1 protein-coding gene is annotated in these 1,763 nt (G+C 69.0%); it reads right to left on the bottom strand.

All coding sequences use genetic code 11. From position 1 onward, the window contains the following. On the bottom strand, positions 1-1,763 hold a 1,763-nt coding region (locus DMB66_RS58760), incomplete at both ends, for a LamG domain-containing protein (protein ID WP_305028237.1).

The following is a 1,763-nucleotide window of genomic DNA, read 5'->3' as shown; positions in this document are numbered from 1 at the left end:
TTGACGACGTTGCCGTCCACGTCATAGGTGTTCGCGGTGACGGCCTGGTGCTTGCTGCCGTCCACCGCGTTGGTGGTCACCGGGCCGGTGGTGGTCAGCAGCCGGCCCATGTCGTCGTACGTGTACGTGGTGACCACGCCGTCCGGGTACGAGTCGGACTTCTCCTTGTCCTGGATCTTGCGGCCGAGCACGTCGTACGTCGATTCGGTGACCAGACCGGACGGCGTGGTCGTCGAGGTCAGGTCGCCGGACGAGTTGTACTTGAACCGGGTGACCCGGTTTTCGGTGTCGGTCACCGCGGACGGCAGCCCGGGCGGCATGGACTCGCCGGCCGGGTTGAACGACGGCTCAGCGCCCACGGTGTAGTCGGTGTTGGTGTTGCTGAAGTCCGGACCGGTCTCCTTGTCGACCTCGCCGCTGGACACGTACGTCGTCGAGGTGAGGTACCTGGAGTCGGTGGCGCTCGACGACCGGGGGTCGCGCACCTCGGTCGGCAGGTCGTTCTGCGGGTCGAACGGGTTGGTCATCGACGGCGTCGTGTACTTGGTGTACGACGTCTGGCAGTCGCCCGGCTTGCGGCAGGCCTTGCGCGACGTGACGTTGCCACGGTCGTCGAAGGTCAGCGCGACCGAGGCGCCGTTCTCGTTGACGATCAGGTTCTGCCGGCCCTGGGCGTCGTAGCCGAAGGACCGCACGACCATGCCCCCGAGTTCGGCCTCGGTGAACACCGGCCCGCCGGCGCCACCGGGGATGGTGGTGCAGAACTGCGGGTCACCGGGGTCGGGCGAGGTGCAGATCTCGGTCGGCGTGGACGGGGTGGGCGAGGGCGTCGGCGGACGGTCCTCGGGCCGGGTGCTGATGCCGATCGGGGAACCCGAGCGCAGCATCCGGCCGGACAGCGCGTCGTATTCGTAGAGGTACGGGCGGTCGGCCGGGTCGAGCACCTGCACCCCGCGGCGCAGGTCGGTGTCGCCGCCGAAGACGGTAGGCAGGCCGATCTTCCAGGTGCCGCCGTTGCCGTCGGTGTATTCCTTGACCCGGTCGGCCGAGGTGTCGTAGGCGGCCTCCGAGGCGATCTTGCCGCTCGGCAGGGTCACCACGGCGAGCTGGTCGGCCTTGTTCTTGCCGAGGTCGTAGTGGGCCTTGACGCTCTGGTCGCTGAGCGCGTGGCCGTAGACGGCGGCCTCGTCGAGCCAGCCGTTGAAGGTGCGCTTGGCAGTCGTGCCCCAGCCGGGCCAGGACGCGGGCGAGGTCGCCCAGGCCGCGCCGGCCTGGTTGAAGGTCAGCAGGCTGTGGTCGAGCACGCCCTCGGCGATCGGCTTGCTGACCTTGCGCACGCCGTCCAGGTAGATGGTCTGCACGTCGGCCGTCACCGACATGACGACGTGGTGCCACTCGTTGTTGCGCACGTCGCCGGGCACCGTCATCGGGCTGGGCGTGGCCGAGGTGGTCTTGAACTGGCCGCGGAGCTGGCCGCTGGTGTCGATGTAGAGCAGCGGCACACCGGTGGTCGGCGTCTGGTCGACCGCCTTGTCCTGATAGCCCAGGAGCGGGCCGCCGGACTGGGTGCCGGAGATCTTGAACCACATCTCGACCGCGGTGTCGCGGCTGCGCTTCACGATGCCCTTCGGCAGCTCGACCACCGAGGTGTTGCCGTTGAACAGGGCCGCGGTGTTGTCCGTGCCCGCCAGGGCGCCGGCCTCCTCGAACGTGACGTTGCGGGCCACGCCGGCGTCCTTGCCGAGGTTGTTCAGGATCTCGCT

Source organism: Actinoplanes sp. ATCC 53533, from assembly GCF_003947245.1.
Note: the sequence above shows the minus strand (reverse complement) of the source record. Positions and strands in the feature narration are given on the sequence as shown.